17 protein-coding genes, 2 tRNA genes and 1 pseudogene are annotated in these 17,006 nt (G+C 36.0%); 4 read left to right on the top strand and 16 right to left on the bottom strand.

Annotation, left to right across the window (positions count from 1 at the left end; genetic code table 11):
* Nucleotides 1-82: 82 nt before the first annotated feature.
* From AC3WVA_RS03890 to AC3WVA_RS03925, 8 genes are all read right to left on the bottom strand, one after another.
* Nucleotides 83-156, bottom strand: a tRNA-Arg gene (locus AC3WVA_RS03890).
* A gap of 1 nt (nucleotide 157) precedes the next feature.
* Nucleotides 158-231 (bottom strand) — tRNA-Gly (locus AC3WVA_RS03895).
* Between the two features lie 109 nt (nucleotides 232-340).
* The gene (locus AC3WVA_RS03900; RefSeq protein ID WP_064474675.1) at nucleotides 341-844 is read right to left on the bottom strand and encodes a metallophosphoesterase; all 504 of its coding nucleotides are present in this window, start codon (nucleotides 842-844) and stop codon (nucleotides 341-343) included.
* A gap of 13 nt (nucleotides 845-857) precedes the next feature.
* Nucleotides 858-1,466: an XTP/dITP diphosphatase gene (locus AC3WVA_RS03905; RefSeq protein ID WP_141539408.1), complete on the bottom strand. Its 609-nt coding sequence runs from the start codon at nucleotides 1,464-1,466 to the stop codon at nucleotides 858-860.
* Between the two features lie 11 nt (nucleotides 1,467-1,477).
* Nucleotides 1,478-2,215: a ribonuclease PH gene (rph, locus tag AC3WVA_RS03910; RefSeq protein WP_001261765.1), complete on the bottom strand. Its 738-nt coding sequence runs from the start codon at nucleotides 2,213-2,215 to the stop codon at nucleotides 1,478-1,480.
* A gap of 128 nt (nucleotides 2,216-2,343) precedes the next feature.
* The gene (gerM, locus tag AC3WVA_RS03915; RefSeq protein ID WP_098344615.1) at nucleotides 2,344-3,393 is read right to left on the bottom strand and encodes a spore germination protein GerM; all 1,050 of its coding nucleotides are present in this window, start codon (nucleotides 3,391-3,393) and stop codon (nucleotides 2,344-2,346) included.
* Nucleotides 3,394-3,523: 130 nt separating this feature from the next.
* On the bottom strand, nucleotides 3,524-4,333 hold the full coding sequence (racE, locus tag AC3WVA_RS03920) for a glutamate racemase (protein ID WP_098344614.1): 810 nt from the start codon (nucleotides 4,331-4,333) through the stop codon (nucleotides 3,524-3,526).
* Nucleotides 4,334-4,542: 209 nt separating this feature from the next.
* Entirely contained in the window at nucleotides 4,543-5,868 is a 1,326-nt protein-coding gene (locus AC3WVA_RS03925; RefSeq protein WP_098344613.1) for an MFS transporter, read from the bottom strand.
* Nucleotides 5,869-6,228: 360 nt separating this feature from the next.
* On the opposite strand from AC3WVA_RS03925, the gene AC3WVA_RS03930 reads away from it, so the two are divergent.
* A complete protein-coding gene (locus AC3WVA_RS03930; RefSeq protein ID WP_098344612.1) occupies nucleotides 6,229-6,912 on the top strand; it encodes a type 1 glutamine amidotransferase domain-containing protein in 684 nt (227 codons plus the stop codon).
* A gap of 49 nt (nucleotides 6,913-6,961) precedes the next feature.
* On the opposite strand, the gene AC3WVA_RS03935 is transcribed toward AC3WVA_RS03930, so the two are convergent.
* The 7 genes and pseudogenes from AC3WVA_RS03935 to AC3WVA_RS03965 form a co-directional block, all read right to left on the bottom strand.
* Nucleotides 6,962-7,600 carry a TetR/AcrR family transcriptional regulator gene (locus AC3WVA_RS03935; RefSeq protein WP_098344624.1) on the bottom strand — a complete coding sequence of 213 codons (639 nt, stop codon included), beginning with the start codon at nucleotides 7,598-7,600 and terminating at the stop codon, nucleotides 6,962-6,964.
* A 247-nt stretch (nucleotides 7,601-7,847) separates the two neighbouring features.
* Nucleotides 7,848-9,395, bottom strand: a pseudogene (locus tag AC3WVA_RS03940) (IS200/IS605 family accessory protein TnpB-related protein).
* A 259-nt stretch (nucleotides 9,396-9,654) separates the two neighbouring features.
* The gene (locus AC3WVA_RS03945; RefSeq protein ID WP_048531493.1) at nucleotides 9,655-10,317 is read right to left on the bottom strand and encodes a type 1 glutamine amidotransferase domain-containing protein; all 663 of its coding nucleotides are present in this window, start codon (nucleotides 10,315-10,317) and stop codon (nucleotides 9,655-9,657) included.
* A 155-nt stretch (nucleotides 10,318-10,472) separates the two neighbouring features.
* A complete protein-coding gene (locus tag AC3WVA_RS03950) occupies nucleotides 10,473-10,760 on the bottom strand; it encodes a hypothetical protein (protein ID WP_098344611.1) in 288 nt (95 codons plus the stop codon).
* A 303-nt stretch (nucleotides 10,761-11,063) separates the two neighbouring features.
* The gene (gene gerE, locus AC3WVA_RS03955; RefSeq protein ID WP_000659484.1) at nucleotides 11,064-11,288 is read right to left on the bottom strand and encodes a spore germination transcription factor GerE; all 225 of its coding nucleotides are present in this window, start codon (nucleotides 11,286-11,288) and stop codon (nucleotides 11,064-11,066) included.
* 165 nt (nucleotides 11,289-11,453) lie between these two features.
* Nucleotides 11,454-12,749 carry a purine/pyrimidine permease gene (locus AC3WVA_RS03960; RefSeq protein WP_098344610.1) on the bottom strand — a complete coding sequence of 432 codons (1,296 nt, stop codon included), beginning with the start codon at nucleotides 12,747-12,749 and terminating at the stop codon, nucleotides 11,454-11,456.
* 98 nt (nucleotides 12,750-12,847) lie between these two features.
* Nucleotides 12,848-14,089 (bottom strand): amidohydrolase family protein, encoded by a 1,242-nt coding sequence (locus tag AC3WVA_RS03965; RefSeq protein ID WP_048531499.1) that lies wholly within the window; start codon nucleotides 14,087-14,089, stop codon nucleotides 12,848-12,850.
* Between the two features lie 181 nt (nucleotides 14,090-14,270).
* On the opposite strand from AC3WVA_RS03965, the gene AC3WVA_RS03970 reads away from it, so the two are divergent.
* Nucleotides 14,271-14,456 carry a PspC domain-containing protein gene (locus AC3WVA_RS03970; RefSeq protein ID WP_000044433.1) on the top strand — a complete coding sequence of 62 codons (186 nt, stop codon included), beginning with the start codon at nucleotides 14,271-14,273 and terminating at the stop codon, nucleotides 14,454-14,456.
* A gap of 69 nt (nucleotides 14,457-14,525) precedes the next feature.
* On the opposite strand, the gene AC3WVA_RS03975 is transcribed toward AC3WVA_RS03970, so the two are convergent.
* Nucleotides 14,526-15,098 carry a helix-turn-helix domain-containing protein gene (locus AC3WVA_RS03975; protein WP_098344609.1) on the bottom strand — a complete coding sequence of 191 codons (573 nt, stop codon included), beginning with the start codon at nucleotides 15,096-15,098 and terminating at the stop codon, nucleotides 14,526-14,528.
* A 100-nt stretch (nucleotides 15,099-15,198) separates the two neighbouring features.
* On the opposite strand from AC3WVA_RS03975, the gene AC3WVA_RS03980 reads away from it, so the two are divergent.
* Nucleotides 15,199-16,164 (top strand): DMT family transporter, encoded by a 966-nt coding sequence (locus AC3WVA_RS03980; protein WP_001201664.1) that lies wholly within the window; start codon nucleotides 15,199-15,201, stop codon nucleotides 16,162-16,164.
* A gap of 143 nt (nucleotides 16,165-16,307) precedes the next feature.
* The gene (locus AC3WVA_RS03985) at nucleotides 16,308-16,973 is read left to right on the top strand and encodes an MIP/aquaporin family protein (protein WP_000913198.1); all 666 of its coding nucleotides are present in this window, start codon (nucleotides 16,308-16,310) and stop codon (nucleotides 16,971-16,973) included.
* Nucleotides 16,974-17,006 lie beyond the last annotated feature (33 nt).

Here is a 17,006-nt window from a genome sequence, read left to right on the forward strand (position 1 = left end):
AATGAACTACACTTATAACCCAAACATAAAATTTTAGACAAACAAAAAACCTTGTTATCAAAAGATAACAAGGTTTTTTTAGCGTCCCAGGAGAGATTCGAACTCCCGACCGTACGCTTAGAAGGCGTATGCTCTATCCGGCTGAGCTACTGGGACATGGAGCGGGTGAAGAGAATCGAACTCTCGACCAGAGCTTGGAAGGCTCTTGTTTTACCACTAAACTACACCCGCATATGTTATTTTATTTTTCTTCGTTAGCGCCGTTGCCCTATCGACAATATTTATTATATGTATAACCATACATAAAGTCAACACCTTTTTTAAAAGAGGATAATTTTTCTTATCCTCTTTTAAAAACTGCTTGTTCAACTAGTTGTCCGTCTAATGTTTCAAAACGAACTTCCATTTGATTTTCATCCATTTCTAATAAAGCAAATGTCTTTTCTACACGTTGACGTGGTAATAAAATACTACCTGGATTAATAAATAATACACCATCGATTAATTCTGCACCTAATACGTGAGAGTGTCCAAAGCATGCAACTTGCGCCCCTACCTCTTCTGCATGGTACGCTAATGTTTGCAATGTCATTTTCACGTTATGACGATGTCCGTGCACAACTACGAAACGAATCCCATCTACATCAGTTACAATTTCGTCTTGAAAGTTAGCATAATCACAATTCCCTTTTACAACATGGAAACCTTGCAGCTCTTCATGAGCAGGCGTTAGCTCTGAATCACCGCAATGAATCATGATATCTACTTTCCCTTCATATTTCTCTTTCAACTGCTGTAATTCCTTCACAGAGCTATGACTATCGCTTACGATTAAAGCTTTCATCAATCTCTCTCCCTTATTCTCCTAAAAACCATTCAGGGATTTTTTCTTCTAATTTACGAAGAGCACGTCCACGGTGGCTAATGGCATTTTTCTCATCTGAACTTAATTCCGCCATCGCCTTTTTATATTCTTCCACATAAAAAATCGGATCATATCCAAAGCCGTTTTCCCCGCGGCGTTGTTCTAAAATATACCCTTCACACGTCCCGTTTACAATGACAGGCTTTTTATCACCTTCAGGGAAAGCTACTGCTAATGCACAGTAGAAGCGAGCTGTTCGCTTATCAAACGGTATTTCATTTAATTCTTGTAACACTTTATCAATATTGGCTTGATCATCTTTCGGCTCTCCAGCAAAACGAGCTGAATACACGCCTGGTTTTCCATTTAAAGCATCTACAATAAGACCTGAATCATCCGCAATTACGATTGCATTCAGCTGTTTGCTTAAACTATCCGCTTTTAAAATTGCATTTTCTTCAAATGTTTCACCAGTTTCTTCGACTTCTTCAATATGAGGAAAATCGTGTAATGATTTTACTTCTAAATCAAATCGCTCAAATAACTCAGCAAATTCACGTACTTTCCCCATATTTTTTGTCGCTACAACAACTTGTTTCATACTTTCCACCTCTACTCTATATGAGATACGATGTCGCCTAACGCTTCTTTTTGCATGTCAATCAGTTGGAAAATGCCCTGTTCTGCAGCATCAAGTAATTCATTTAACTGTGCTCTGCTAAACGTCGCTTCTTCTCCAGTTCCTTGCACTTCAACAAACTGACCTTTTCCAGTCATAATTACGTTCATATCAACGTCTGCTTTAGAATCTTCTGCGTAGTTTAAATCTAAAACAACACCTTGTTCTTCAACAATCCCTACTGATGTTGCTGCTAAATAATCTTTTACTGGAATTTTAGATACTTTTTCTGCTTGTAATAACTTCTCAAATGCTAATACCATTGCTACATATGCACCTGTAATAGAAGCAGTTCTCGTTCCACCATCCGCTTGAATAACATCACAATCAATCCAAACCGTTCTTTCACCAAGTGCTTCTAAGTCAACTACCGCACGTAATGCTCGTCCAATTAAACGCTGGATTTCCATTGTACGTCCTGTTACTTTCCCTTTACTTGACTCCCTAATTGTACGTTGTTCTGTCGCACGTGGAATCATCGCGTATTCAGCTGTTACCCAGCCCTTGCCTTCTCCACGCATAAACGGCGGGACACGCTCTTCAATTGTCGCTGAGCAAATTACCTTTGTATCCCCAACCTCAATTAATACTGATCCCTCTGGATGTTTTAAATAATTCGTATGAATATGTATATGGCGTAATTCTGTTTTCTCTCTACCATCTACTCGCATAAAAATAACCTCCTCATAACTACTTGTTAGTATAGCCAAATTTAAATGTACGATATGTATACAATAAAATAAGGGGAACCCAAAAAGCAATTCCCCTTTCTTACTTAAGTATATCAAATTATTGGCGATTAAAAACTACCTGTATTCACGTTTTCTGGACGATCTACTGGTTTTATTAACTTTCCACCCTTTTCGTCTATAATATTTGCTTTACCATTTACTTCAATAGAGACGCTTTTCACACCTTTCTTTTCAGTTAAAGATAAAACTAACGACTTCAATACGTAATTTGAAACCATATTTTTATCTGGGTTTATAAATATATTTTCGTTAAAGTTTAATGTAAGATTTCCATCTTGTAATTTCGGATTCGTAATAAGCTTAACTCCTGGATTAAAATCATTCAGAAGCGATTGATGAATCGGTCCTTTTACGAGTTCATCTACAATTGCTGCATAATCATTTTCTTTCCCTTCTACAACGCGGCGTGTTACTGGTACATAGTATTGCTGTTTATTATTATTTTGTGCCATAAAATAAAGTGTTACTGGTTTTGTATTTGTTACATCTGCCACTTGTTCATCATCGAAGTTAATACCGTTAGCACGGCTCACCCCTTCACCAAGTGGTGTACCACCAACAGGCATCTTCGCTAATTTCTCACCATTTATTTGGAACTGCACTTGTTTTACTTCTTTAAATTGCGTCAACGTCCACGCTATTGACTCAACGATTTGACGCTCTTCTTCTTTTGCATAGTTTTTCATTTCTTTAGAGAAATCAATGACCGCCGTCCCATCTTTTTTCAAATCTAAGGTCATCGACGTATTTGCTGGAATGACTGCACGGAACCCATTCGGTAATACATTCGTTACCGGCCCATCTTTCACAAGGTACTCTAACGTTTGCTGCATAACCTCATTTGCTTTTGGAGCAGGTATAGCTAACGTTTGCGGTACAACATAGCCATTTTTATCGACAAGGTATAGTTCTCTATTCACCATTTGTCCTTGCTTATCTTTCTTAGCTACTTCTTTCTTTCCACCCTCTGTATACGTAACTTGTTTTGGTGGATCAATTTGTTCCGTTGCTTTCTCCTGATTTATAAAGCCACACCCTGTTAGTAAAACAGCACTCACAGTAGCACCAACAACCCATTTAAAAGTGGATTTAGGCATGCCATTCCCCCCTAAAATCTAATTTTGTACTATTATGTATACGAGCTGTTTCACGTTTTAGAACAAGCTATGCTTCTTACAAACAAAAAACTCCTGATTTCTCAGGAGTTCACTTATATGAATTCTACTATTATTCTTTTTCTAAATAAATATGTTTCACATTTTCAATCGGTTGGCCAAACCACTTTGATGCAATTTCTTTAAATAGGCCTATTTTTCCTGTTGTTAAGAAGAGATGATCACTTTGTTCCTCTCCCTCATTCAACATTTTACTATGGTATAAAATTGTACTTACTTCGCGCGCTGTTTCATCACCTGAGCTAATGAGTTGTACTTTATCTCCCATTACTTTTTTAATAACAGGGCCTAAAATTGGATAATGTGTACAACCTAAAATAAGTGTATCAATATCAGTATTTTTCAGCGGTTGCAACGTTTCTCTTACAACTTCATATGCCATTTCACTTTCAAAATTGCCACTCTCTACAAGCTCAACGAAAGGCGGACACGCTAAGCTTTCTACCATAACACGATTATTAATAGACTTTAACGCTTCTTCATATGCACCACTTTTCACCGTTCCAATTGTCCCAATAACCCCAACATGATACGTGTTTGTCACTTTTAAAGCTGTACGTGATCCTGGGTGAATAACTCCTACCACTGGAATTGGTAATTGTTTTTGCATCTCTTCTAATACAACCGCAGTTGCTGTATTACACGCAATAACTAACATTTTGATATTTAAATCTAGTAAATGCTCCGTCATTTCCCACGTAAATTGACGCACTTCTTCTCGAGAACGCGGACCATAAGGGCAACGTGCTGTGTCCCCTAAATATATAATGCGCTCTTTTGGCAACTGACGAATTAATTCCTTCGCTACTGTTAAACCGCCAACTCCTGAATCGATAACACCGATTGCTCTATTCAACTTCATCACCCGTTTTCTCATTCATCATCTTATTTTATCATTATATTTTACACACTTTAAGTTCGCTCACTTAAACTGCTTCTGTATGAAAATTTTCATTTGTACCTGTATAGACTAGGACTTTTTTATTTTGCTCCTTTTTTTCATAATTTGCAAGACAGAAAAATAACCGACCTTCTATATGAAAGTCGGTTTCTTCTATATAAAGTGCGTATTTATTGCTCCATCTTTTTTTGGAAAGAAGACATTCCTACTAATAAGAAGAAATGAGCAGAAATTAACATGACGATTAAAATAAAATTCAAACGATAACTATTTGTAGATTCCATAATTTTGCTCGCAACAGCTGGTCCAAATGCCATACCGAAAAAGTTAATTAAATTATATAAGCCAAGACCGACTCCAACTTTCGCTGGATGTAATGTTTTCGGTATAAATGTGTTTACTGATACTTGAATAGCTGAATAACTCACAAACGTTAAAATAATCGCTACTAAAATAACCATTAAGTTGCCATTCGGAATAAGCCCTAAATTTAAAAAGCCAACGATCATAATGACAGACGCTACATAAATCATGTTCACATTTCCAAACGAAGGGACAATCTTCCCAGTAAGAAAACTAGATACAATACCAAAGAGTGATGCAACAAACAATGCAATTCCAATAATGAATGGAGACAATCCGCGCTCTCTTCCTAACAGTAATGGCAATAATAATAAACTAGCACATAACGCCACATTCATTATAAATCCGACCGCTATTAAACGAAGAAATGGTTTATTTGTAAACAACTCAATATCAATAAATGGATGCTCCGCGTTCTTCATACGAACGGTGAATAAAAATAAGAAAACAACCGATAACACAAATAGCCAACTATTAATATTTACACCTAATAAAACAGTCGTAATGAATACAAATAATAACACCGCTCCGATGTAATCAAAATGAAACGCTTCAGCCGTATGATGCGCTTCTTCTGGCATAAATTTCATAAGCAGAAAAATCCCAACTACTGAAATAATCATAAATAAAAATAAATATGGCCACCCTAATGTATTTGTAATTGCCCCGCCAACTAAAGGACCAATGCCTATCGCTAATGCAATAGAAGAACTAATCATCGCTAACGCACCAGGCTTCTTAGCAGGAACAACTAACTTTGCCACTGCAATCATACTAAGCGCAATAAATGCCGCGCCCCCACTCGCCTGCACTAATCTTGCAAGAATGGTAATCGCATAAGATTGATTCATAAATCCAATAATAGAACCTACTGCAAATATGATAATTGAAATGATTAATAGTTTTTTTACGCTATAACGATCAGCCAGTTTCCCATAGATCATCGAACCAATACCGACAACTAAGGAATACCCTACTACAACCCAACTTACCTTCGATTGGCTAATGGATAAATCATGAGCAATATCCTCTAACGCTACATTAAATAAAACTGCATTCATCGGCCCTAATAAAACGATAAAACATAATGTAAAAACAAACCATTTTGAATGGTTACTTATATCTTTCTCCATGTGTAACACCTCTCCTGATTGTAGTAACAAATAAAGTTGTTCAGCGCCTCTATCATTACTAAACAACTTCATCAAATGTATACATTTATCGCGCGACAAACTGAATACGAAACGAAACATGTACGTTGTTCGACATTCATGGAACTATCATAGTTTCAGCATTACAGTTTGTCAACGAAAAACATACAAAGTAAACCGATTTAGTGTTTTTAGTTTACTTTGTTCAAAAATTGTTATACACTAATTTCGAATCCGATATAAGGAGGACTGACATGGTTATTCAAGTTTGCAATTTTTAACTTAATAAAATCTAGTAAGTAAAGAACTTTTATATAGAAGAAACATTACAGGAGGATTACGATGAAGAAAAAAATGTTAGTTGTATTAACAAGCATAGAAAAATATCCAAATTTAAATAGAGCGACTGGTCTTTGGCTTGGTGAAGCTGTCCATTTCGTTAAAACAGTTGAAGAGGCTGGTTATGAAGTAGATTATGTTAGCCCACAAGGCGGCTATACACCGATTGATCCGCATAGTTTAACAATGGCGGAGGGCGTCGATTGGGAATGGTATCAAAAGAAAGAATTTATGAATCGTCTCGGTTCTACAATGAAACCGAGTGAAGTGAAACCAGAAGACTACGCCGTTATTTATTACGCAGGCGGTCACGGTGTAATTTGGGACTTCCCAGAAAATAAAGAACTTCAAATGATTAGCCGCAACATTTATGAAAATGGCGGAATTGTTTCCTCTGTTTGTCACGGAGCTGCTGGTTTATTTCACATTACATTAAATAATGGGGAACGTTTAATTAGCGGTAAAAAAGTAACAGGATTTTCAAACGAAGAAGAAAAACTTGCGGAACTAGATCAATTCGTCCCATTTTTAACAGAAGACGAACTCATTAAAAATGGAGGACTTTACGAAAAAGCTGCGCAGCCTTGGGAAGCTTACGCTGTAGAAGATAATCGCGTTATAACTGGCCAAAACCCAGCTTCAGGTGGTCCAGTAGCTGAATTAGTATTACAACACGTAAACAAATAACAGATAATAAAAAAGCAGGTTTTCCATTACTATAGGAAAACCTGCTTTTTTACGAAATCATTTGCAAAATAGCAATAACTTCTTTTTCAATTTCCGAATCATCAATTGCGTCTATATACTCTGGTTTAAAAAGTTGATACTTCTTTAGTTGATAAAAATCAAGTATCGCTTTTTTTAACGTAATATCGTACTGAATACAAAAAGAATGATCTATAATACGTCTTAACATCACATCATCTTGCACCATAAATAATTGTGCGTTCATTTTATTAAAGTAACCTTGTTCCATACCCGCTTCAAAAAACATTTGTAAATTATGATTACGATTTTGTTGTGCGGCAACTAACCGGTCTGATAAGTGCGGATATGCCTCTTTCAAATCTTGTAAAAAGACATCAGAAATATATGTCACACATTTTAAAGAGTGAACAAACGTCTTTTGGAAACGTTCTGCAAAAGACATCCTTTCATCCTGATTATCCGCATCTCCTTCAAGAAGATAGTTCATAAAATCTTCTACTACAGCTTCAATTATCTCATCTTTCGAAGAAAAACGTTTATATAAAGTAGCTTTACTAATATCCATATATTTCGCAATTTCATCTATTTTCAATTGGCTAAAACTCGTTTTTCTAATAACGGGCTTTATTTTATTAATATAAGTATTTGCGCACGCAACTTTTCTCATTAAAAGAGCCTGGTTTAAAATTCTTATAAAAATCGATAAATCGTTGGCGAACCAAGTCAAATGCCAACTACCGAAAAGGAATCTCACCTTTTTCCTGTCCGTAAGGGTTGTGACCTTTTCATCCACCTATTGTGAAAGAATGACGGCAGGTTCCTGTTAGGAACGATCTGTCCTTGCATACTACCATTCATCCAAGTCAGTAGTATGCAAGAGGTTATAAGAAATAAACCAGTACCCCCCTTCTCATTTAAATTTTAAATACGAATTGTTGATTGCTCCTATAAACAGTTTTGTGAAGAATGCTCCACAATTTCCAATTGTGATATTCTTTCCACGTTTGAATTGTTTGTAACCATTTTTTATATACTTTTTGCATATTCTTTTTACTTTCTTCCATGGAAGCAACAAGAATACGCAGTTTTGTTGTAATTTGGTTTTTTAATAATAATATAATCTCTTTTGGTAATTGTTCTTGCAATTCTAATCCACGTCTTGCGATCGTGAAGGCGGCTGCTTCATGAACGCTAATACCGAAATTTTTACTGTATTTTAATTTTCCGATCACACTTGTATAAGCGGGGTTTACTGTTTTAACAGAAAATCCGTTACGAAGAGCCATACGAATTAAACTGTTCAACATCTTTTTATACGTAAATTGATGGAAATTACGATTACTGTATTTATCAGTATCATGAGATTGTTGAAACTTTAAATCTTCTAAAACAATTCCACCTACATTGTTTTCCAATAACCATGTTTTAATTTGTTGTACGATTTGTCCAATTATCGTTGCGCGTTTGTTTGTTGAAAACGCATTCAGATTGTGTAGATAAAAATTTTTTGAACCTTTAAAATTACCTTGTTTTGTACATAAACTAACTGCAATGCGGTCCGGATTTACATCAATTCCTGCAATTACATCTGATTGTGGTGTTTCCTTGAAATCTAGTACACGACCTATTTCTGTTTCATCAAACGTAATATTTACATAAAATTCATTTTGTTTACGAATGATTTCTACACTATATTTTTGATGCTCTATAATCGGTTTTCCTTTTGGATTTACACCAATTTGCTCTCCCATAACGACATTTGTAATTTGATGTTAAAAATGATATGGAATGATAATCGGAACTTTGATTCGCGGGCTTTTTGTTTTTCCATTTGTTAGTCTTAATGGATTTGCAATTTCTAACCATCCTTGCCCACAGTCATCAACTGTAATGCGCATGTTCAAATTCCCTTTTTTGCTTTTATCTCCACGAGAATATAATTGTCGTGTCCGCAAATCTTTCCATTCTTGATTGGATATCTTGTTTTTCATTCTTTCATAGAAATTTTTCCGCCCACCAAAAATAATAGGAGGTAATGTTTTATTTTTAATATGTTTTGCATACGTTTCAATTCTTTGTTCTAATTTTTGTTTTCGTTTTCTTAAGCCAATTAAACAAGTTTCTAATGCAACTTGTTTAGGTCTTTTTTTGCCACGTTCATAATCATCTATTTTTTGTAACGTCTTTTCTAACTTTTTTTGATTGTTTTCTAGGTAAACAGGAAGAAGTTCTTTTTGAGAGAAAAGGATCGTTTGCGCTTGTAAAATCGCATCTTCACAAAAACGTTTATTTAACAAATATTTAGGTTGTAGTTTTTTTATCAATTCTTTCTCGTTTTCGCCCTCAATCAAACGATTAAAACTATATCGTTTTGCACTTTCGAACGTACGGATCAAAGTAATTAAATCTTCCGTTTGTTCTTTTGTAATAGAATTGATTTTACAAGTACGTGTTGTTTTCATCCTTTTCCCCCTTTTCATCACCTGAAAATATTATAGGTTGAATTCTGTAAAATATAAAACCTGTAATTGTAAATTTTTATAGTTTTTTATAGATTCTTATTTACTGTTATTACCTCCCCTTTTGTCCATACAAAATAGTATAGCAAATTCACGATTAATTATAAATGAAGTCACTATACTCAATACATCTTTTTAGTTTAAAGGTCATTTACACTACAGAAAAAATGCCCGCTACCTTGATGAGTAGCGAGCACTTTTTCTATAATGTATTGACAGCTCTTCTTATAGCTTTCCCTATTTCCATACTAGACTGCGGATTTTGCCCTGTAATTAAACGCTCATCTACTACGACGTGCGGCGTGAAATTTGGAGCCACATAAAACAAAGCCCCTTCTTCTTTCAATTTACTTTCTAATAAAAACGGCACCCGCTTTTCTAAATGTACAGCTTTTTCCTCATCATTTGTATAACCTGTTATACGCTTACCAGCAACAAAAAACGAGCCATCTTTATTTTTCACACCGACTAAAGAACTTACTCCGTGACACACAGCCGCTACAATCCGGTTATTGTTGTACATATTCACGATTAAATTTGCAACATATGAATTACCTGGAAAATCTACAATCGCCCCGTGCCCACCACCAAATAAAACCGCATCATAATCCGAAAAATTAACCGTTGAGATCGGCTTCGTATTTTGCAACAAAGAAGCGACATGCTTAAATTCACGAGGTATCCCGTTCGGAATAGACACTCTATCAATAGGTACTTTACCGCCCTTTATCGACACAATATCAACATCGAACTTAGCCTTTTTAAATACATTATAAGGAGCTGCGAGCTCTTCCAGCCACAAACCAGTCGGGTGTCCATTCATATCATGAGCGCTTGTTGAAACTAACAATATCCTTTTCAACATATCCCCTCCTTACTACCTATTTATGTATGGAGTGTTCTTATCATTCATACAGCAAGCGGAAAAAACGAGAACAACTAGCTGACTTTTTTTATAAAAGTCTGCTTATTGTTCTCGTTTGAATTCTTTCATACAAAGATGTTCACAACCTGATAACTTTATCTCCAGCGCCACGCAATCGTGTTATCCTCCATATGAATAGCAGGTATATTAATCCCTAAATACCGCTGATCATCCTCATCAAAAATAGACCAATTTTCTTCATATGAAAATTCAGAGTCTATGCTTTCAAAATCAAATACGCTATCTTCGTCTACCATCTCACGAAAATATTTTTGGAACGGTTTACTATTCTCGAATAAACGAATTGTTCCATACATCCATGGCATATCTCCAAAAACATCTTTGATTTCACCTATCTCCACATCCTTAAAATACAACTTCATATGTGCACCTTCTTATTTATAAAGTGAAACTTTAATCAGCCCTCACCAATCGGACTTTAATGGGTAGCCCGCCCCCCACCTAACTTCTTTGCTTTCGCTGAATTTTGAGGTGGGGGTCTTACTGCCCATTAAAGCGAGATAAATGACAAAAATACCTATCCTGAATACCTCATCATGTTCTAAAACAGTTATTTTAACATTTCTTCCTGAAACATATCTTCCCTCTCCAAGTCTGAGATACCTTTTTAAATTCAAAATATAAGCAAAAAAATAGCCGACTCTTTATAAAAGTCGGCTTTCTTTTTATAGTTCGAGCTCTCCCATGCGAAGAAGCTCAACAACTGCTTGTGAACGTCCTTTAACCCCTAGCTTTTGCATTGCGTTTGAGATATGGTTGCGCACTGTTTTTTCACTAATAAAAAGTTCACCTGCAATTTCCTTCGTTGTTTTATCTTGAACCAGTAATTCAAATACTTCTCTCTCTCTCTTTGTGAGTAAAGGTTTAGATTGATACGCTTTTTCCTTCAACTGGTATAACCCTCCTTGCTTAAGCCAGAGCTGTGTATGTGTAAGTTGGGTGTTTATTTAGTCAAGATATTGTATGAACGAAATGTGCGGGTGGTGAATGAAAATGGGCTTTATTTCACATGTTATTTTAGACTTTTATACAGTGCACACACTCTTTGTATCCACTCACTTTACAGTACGCCATATTTGTTCTAGTAATATGCTGACAACGGTACCTACGAACAAACCATTTCCGAATATGTATTGCATAACAGACGGTAAGGATTGGAGCGCTCCAGACGGTAAAAACATAACACCGCTGCCAAATAATACTGCAACGCCTAAAATCGTTACATTCCTTTCATTAAGCTCCACTTGTTTTATATTATTTAACCCAATTCCAATTAGCTGTACGAACGAAGCCATTAAAACCGCAGATGCGGCGGCCGATGGTAACGATGCTAAGTAACGAATAACACTCGGAAACATCGACATTACGACTAGTAACATACATGCTAGTAAGAACGATCGTATATATTTTTGTTTCGTTAAACGTATAAACCCTGCCGTTGCTGGTAACGGCACGACACCTACAGTTGAAAATACAGAAGAAATGATATGTGAAATCCCTCCAACCCACGTACCATCTTTCAACTGTTTCTGCTCAATAGTCCCTTTTTGAATAGTAGCTTGATTAATTGCTATAATCGCCGCCACTGTATTTGAAACTAAAATACATACCATGACGAAACTCGATACAGCCATACCTGTATTCCACTTTGGAAGTCCCCAAGCAAATATTTGCGGAAGTTGCACAAAATGAGTTACTTGGGATGGAATCGTCACTTTTCCTGCAATGAGAAAAAGAATCCACCCACTAATTAATCCTATTAAAACTGCATAACTTTTGACAAAACCTTTTCCGAAGTTAGATAGTATAATAACGAAAAGAAATATGCTAAACGCAATTATCGCTGTAAATCCATCAATTTGAGAAACAGTAGCAGTAATTCCTAGCATTCCTTTTAAAAATACACCGCTTAATTGTAAGCATAATAAAAGTAAAAACGTCCCTGTCACAAGCGGCGTAAACAAAAATAAAATACGTCCGATAAAACCAGTTACCCCTAACCCTATTAAAATAACACCAGAAATTATCATTCCTAATTCTAAAATTTGCAGTGTATTATGTAATTGATCTTGCCCGACAGTTGCGTAAGCAAGTACGGTAAATACGCCAACCCAAGATCCAGCTGGTCCATCTGCAATTGGCAGTCTATGCCCAATCCACCCTTGTAAAAAAGATGATATACCAACTACAAAAAATGTACGCTGCATTAAATAAAATATTTCTTCCGTCGTAAGATGAAATAATCCGCCAACGACAATTGGTAGTGCAATTGAATTCGCTAATAAAAATATAAACCATTGCAAAGTTCCCATAATATGATTTTGATTATGTTGATTGTCCAAACTTTTCATCCCTTCTAGCTTTCCTATAAAAAATATGTTGTAAGCATAAAAAAGAAAGGTTCTACACTCACAATTAGAACCCTCCTCAAAACATTTAAACGATTCTTTTACACAAGATTATTTAATTCCACCTCATTTAAACTGCCAACAACAATATTTCCTTTATGTACGACTAAACGCTTCTCTGTTTGACGCGCTACCGCTTCAGCAGCACATGTTGCATTCGTCAAAACAAAACTCGCTTTATCTCCTACATTCGGCCATGTTCGCTTTCCTTCACTGTTTAATGTTTCTTTCCCTCCCGTAATAAAGCGAAGTGCTTTTCCTAAAGACCTTTCGTCACTCCATCCGAAACGTTCGGCTAATCGATTTGCCTTTTGCAGCATATCACCTGTTCCAAACGGTGACCAATGATCTGTAATACTATCATTTCCTAATGAAACTTTCACACCTTTTTTATCTAATAACGGAATTGGAATTACTTGTTTCCCAATTGGTACCGTTGAAGTAATATCAATGTTTAAAGCAGCTAGTCTTTCCGCCACTTCTTCAGCTTCTTTATCTGTAACACCACCAAGTCCAAGCGCATGACTAATTGTTACGCGACCTTGCCACCCCGCCTCCTCTGTTAAACTTGCCAATCTCTTCATCGTAAATGTTCCAAGATTATTTGCATCATGCAGGTGAATATCAACATCTGCATTAAATTCTACCGCGATATCCATAATAGTATGTAATGATTTTTCAATATCGTTATCCACTGTAGCTGGATCCACACCACCGACTAGATGCGCCCCCATACGCATCGCATCTTTCACAAGTTGCACAGAATTACTGCGCAATAATCCATGTTGCGGAAAAGCAACAATCCTACCAGAAACCTGATTTTTATATGTTTCCAACGCCGCTAACGTCGCCTCCAAATTACCAAGTCCAATTACCGGATCAACATTACAATGCGTTCTTATATTCGTTGCACCATTTCGAAGCAATAACGCTAACATATTTTCCGCCCTATCTTGAGCAGTTGCTAATTGCTTCGGCAAAATTTTTTCTTCTTCATTAAAACGTGTGAAAATATTCTCTGCTGGCATACATGCTTTCCAAGGGCCACTATAATACGTCTTATCAATATGAATATGCATCTCTTCGAAAGCCGGCAAAATTAATAAACGATTAGCATCAAGAATTAGTACCCCTTCCTCTTGAACAGCCCCTGCTATCATTTTTTTAATTCGTCCGTCTTCAATGAGTAAGCTACATAACTCTGTTTCTGTTTTGGAAACCCTCCCCTCTTCATACGTATACCCTGTTTCAAGCATTACATTAGTCAACCAATATACTGTCATCTCTATTTCCCCCACCCTTTATTAAAAGTTACCTCTTACTATAAGTTTAATATCAACTGAAAATTTAGACAATTAATATGACCGTTCCCTAAAAAAATGTCATACAACCTCATAGTCTTCTCATAAATTTCCATATAGAATAGAAGTATATAGCTTGCTATAAAAAGGAGTGGATTAGAAGATGTCAAAAAGATTATACAAATCCGAAACTGATAAAATGCTATTTGGTATATGTGGTGGTTTAGGAGAATATTTTGATATTAGCTCTACTCTCATTCGTATACTTTGGGTCATTGCTGTTTTATGTTTTGGGACGGGGTTTTTAGTTTATTTTATTTGTTTATTACTTATGCCACGCTCTTACTAATAACAGTCTTGCATCTATTTGAGCATAGCATACAAAAAATCTCCTATAGAAAATCTATAGGAGATTTTTTTATGAAGAATATTTCATCGTTAAATGCAATACTGCAACCTCATCTTCTTCATTCTTATAACTATGTTTCTTATTCGCTTCAAATTGAATAGAGTCAAACTCATTCAATTCGTATACATCGTTTTCCACTTGAATCGATACTTTCCCCTTCATGACCGTTACAAGCTCAATAGCACCTTCATGATGAGCCTCTGGTTCATATATACTATTCGATCGTAAACAAGCACGGTGCATTTCCATTCCTGTTTCTTTCGTATAACGGAACATCGTTTCTAAATGCCATGCTTGTCCTGCATCTACTGCAAATCCTTCTCCGCAGCGCGCAACAGCTACAGGTTCTCCAACAACCATCAATCTCGATAAAGGAATCGATAATCCTTTCGTTATTTTCCAAATGACGGCTAACGTCGGATTCGTTTCACCCCTTTCAATCTTTCCTAATGTTAATTTACTAACCCCTGTTTTTTGAGCTAATTCTTCTAAACTTAATTTTTGCTCATTTCGAATTTGCCTTAATAGCTGACCTACTTGCTGAATGACTTCTTTCGTTTGCATATCTTCATGTTCTTTCATCTATAAAACCACCTTAAAATATAAAATAGTTTACTTTTAACTTTAATAAGTATATTATACTATACATAATCATCAAATTCCGAAAGGAGTGCCATACTTCATGCGCGCAATTTTATTAGGCCTTTTATCATCAGCCTTTTTTTCCGCAACCTTTATTATGAATCGAGCGATGAATGTATCTGGAACGAGCTGGGCTTGGACAGCTTCCTTCCGCTTTTTATTTGCTCTCCCTATTTTATTCCTTATCGTTTTATTTCGCAAAAACTTAAGGGGATTATGGGAAGAATTAAAGAAACATCCATTGGCGTGGATCGGGTGGGGTTCTGTTGCTGGTATTGGTTTCTATTCTTTATTAAGTTTTGCAGCTGTCTTTTCTCCAGCTTGGCTCGTTGCTGGAACTTGGCAAGTTACTATATTAGCAGGTTTACTACTCTCGCCATTATTTTTCGTTAAAATAGAAACGAAATCAGGTACGAAACTTGTACGCGGAAAAATTCCACTTCGTAGTTTATATGTCGCATTATTTATTTTACTTGGTGTAATTTGTATGCAAGCAACTGCAGCAGGTCACATTACAATGACTCAGTTTATTTCAGGGTTTTTACCTGTCGTGTTAGCTGCTTTCTTATATCCGTTCGGTAACCGAAAAATGATGGAACTTGTTGGCGGGCGCCTTGATACATTCCAACGTGTATTAGGAATGGCAATAGGCAGTCTTCCTATAACAATTTTACTTGGTATATACGGATTTTCTACTACAGGTATTCCAACATCAAGCCAAATGCTACAAGGATTTTTGTTAGCGTTATGTTCTGGCGTTATAGCGACAATGACATTTTTCTTTGCTACTGACTTAGCAAAAGATAATCTCGCTCTGCTTGGAGCTGTTGAAGCAACGCAAGCTGGAACGATGGTTTTTACCGTACTTGGCGAAATTATTTTCTTGAATGGTTCATTTCCTGGTGGTCTTTCCCTACTTGGAATGATTATTATTATGTTGGGAATGGTTGCAAATAGCATTTTAAATAGATCTGTTCCAGTCGTTAAACAGAGAAAAACAGCATAAAAAAGAGTGTGGTTCTATAAACAAAGAACCACACTCTTTTTTATTGTCCCCCTATTCCCTCTTATCAGAATAGTATTTCATTAGCTGTTTATACTAAAACCTATGTTATAATACGTTTCATGCGCAACAATAGGAGGTAAATTATGTTAAAAAAAGCAATCGCTGAATTTATTGGTACATTTGTACTTGTATTATTCGGAACTGGAGTAGCTGTCATTGGCGGCGGAATTGAAGGAATTGGAACACTAGGAATCGCTATGGCTTTCGGTCTATCTATTGTGGCTATGGCATATAGCATCGGAACAATTTCTGGATGTCACATTAACCCAGCAGTATCAGTAGCTATGTTCATCAACAAAAGAATGAACGCTATGGAACTTTGTTATTATGTATTAGCTCAAATTTTAGGTGGTTTATTAGGAACTGCAACGTTAGTAACAATTTTAAAATCTGCTAAAACACCTTTAGATAATTTAGGACAAAACGGTTTTGGAACTCTTGGTTTATCTGGAGCATTTCTAGTTGAATTTATTTTAACTTTCGTATTCATTTTAGTAATCGTTGCTGTAACAGGTAAAAAAGGAAGTTCTTCTCTAGCAGGATTAGTAATTGGTTTCACATTAGTTTTAGTTCACTTATTAGGTATTCCGTTAACTGGAACTTCTGTTAACCCAGCTCGTAGTATCGCCCCAGCTTTATTCGCTGGCGGAGAAGCACTTTCTCAACTATGGGTATTCATCATCGCACCAATTCTTGGTGGTATCGTAGCAGCTATCGTAGGTAAATTCATTTTAAATACTGAAAAATAGAATTTTCAATATTTCTGAATAAAAAAAGGCGAG

This window comes from Bacillus sp. EB106-04-02-XG92, from assembly GCF_058791995.1.

Bases quoted from the DNA above. Each gene is read 5' to 3' on its own strand.
- AC3WVA_RS03985 (WP_000913198.1), top strand. From the start codon at position 16,308: ATGTTAAAAAAAGCAATCGCTGAATTTATTGGTACATTTGTACTTGTA.
- AC3WVA_RS03960 (WP_098344610.1), bottom strand. From the start codon at position 12,749: ATGAAAAGTTTGGACAATCAACATAATCAAAATCATATTATGGGAACT.
- AC3WVA_RS03945 (WP_048531493.1), bottom strand. From the start codon at position 10,317: ATGTTGAAAAGGATATTGTTAGTTTCAACAAGCGCTCATGATATGAAT.
- AC3WVA_RS03930 (WP_098344612.1), top strand. From the start codon at position 6,229: ATGAAGAAAAAAATGTTAGTTGTATTAACAAGCATAGAAAAATATCCA.
- gerM (WP_098344615.1), bottom strand. From the start codon at position 3,393: ATGCCTAAATCCACTTTTAAATGGGTTGTTGGTGCTACTGTGAGTGCT.
- AC3WVA_RS03900 (WP_064474675.1), bottom strand. From the start codon at position 844: ATGAAAGCTTTAATCGTAAGCGATAGTCATAGCTCTGTGAAGGAATTA.
- AC3WVA_RS03980 (WP_001201664.1), top strand. From the start codon at position 15,199: ATGCGCGCAATTTTATTAGGCCTTTTATCATCAGCCTTTTTTTCCGCA.
- AC3WVA_RS03925 (WP_098344613.1), bottom strand. From the start codon at position 5,868: ATGGAGAAAGATATAAGTAACCATTCAAAATGGTTTGTTTTTACATTA.
- AC3WVA_RS03970 (WP_000044433.1), top strand. From the start codon at position 14,271: ATGTCAAAAAGATTATACAAATCCGAAACTGATAAAATGCTATTTGGT.
- AC3WVA_RS03905 (WP_141539408.1), bottom strand. From the start codon at position 1,466: ATGAAACAAGTTGTTGTAGCGACAAAAAATATGGGGAAAGTACGTGAA.
- AC3WVA_RS03950 (WP_098344611.1), bottom strand. From the start codon at position 10,760: ATGAAGTTGTATTTTAAGGATGTGGAGATAGGTGAAATCAAAGATGTT.
- AC3WVA_RS03965 (WP_048531499.1), bottom strand. From the start codon at position 14,089: ATGACAGTATATTGGTTGACTAATGTAATGCTTGAAACAGGGTATACG.
- racE (WP_098344614.1), bottom strand. From the start codon at position 4,333: ATGAAGTTGAATAGAGCAATCGGTGTTATCGATTCAGGAGTTGGCGGT.
- rph (WP_001261765.1), bottom strand. From the start codon at position 2,215: ATGCGAGTAGATGGTAGAGAGAAAACAGAATTACGCCATATACATATT.
- AC3WVA_RS03935 (WP_098344624.1), bottom strand. From the start codon at position 7,600: ATGAGAAAAGTTGCGTGCGCAAATACTTATATTAATAAAATAAAGCCC.
- AC3WVA_RS03975 (WP_098344609.1), bottom strand. From the start codon at position 15,098: ATGAAAGAACATGAAGATATGCAAACGAAAGAAGTCATTCAGCAAGTA.